We start from the raw sequence: 509 nt of genomic DNA on the forward strand, positions 1-509 counted from the left end.
AGCACCAGCCCACCGAGCAGACCGCAGACGGCGATCGCCCGGTCCTCCTGGCGCGGACTGAGATCGAAGGGGAGCACGCCCCATCTCACCACCCCGCCGGCGTTCCCGGCGCGGGCCGTGCGGAGGAGGGCCCTACATCGAAAGATGCACGGCCGGGTCGGCCGCCACGACGACGCCCCGGCCGGCCGGTTGCGGAAGCCTGGAGACCGTCACCGAGCCGGAGGGAATCCCATGATCGTCACACTCATCGTCGCCGGTGAGGACGGCTTCTGGGTCGTCCTCGCCCTCGCCCTGGCCGCCCGCTACCTGCTCGGGTGGCGCACCGTCAGCACCGTCCTGCTGCTCGGCCTGCCACTGATCGACCTGGTCATCCTCGTCCTCACCGTCCTCGACCTCCGGCACGGCACGGTGGCGAGCTGGACGCACGGCCTGGCCGCTTCGTACGTCGGCTTCTCCGTCGCGTACGGGCACTACCTGGTCGGCTGGGCCGACGCGCACGTCCAGCACCG

At 71.7% G+C, this 509-nt stretch carries 1 pseudogene; it reads left to right on the forward strand.

The window, feature by feature from the left end:
- Positions 1-231 precede the first annotated feature (231 nt).
- Positions 232-509, forward strand: a pseudogene (locus ABD323_RS45640) (hypothetical protein); the annotation flags it as partial.

The sequence above is a fragment of the Kitasatospora nipponensis genome (genome assembly GCF_039528135.1).
In the GTDB taxonomy this organism is placed as follows: domain Bacteria; phylum Actinomycetota; class Actinomycetes; order Streptomycetales; family Streptomycetaceae; genus Kitasatospora; species Kitasatospora nipponensis.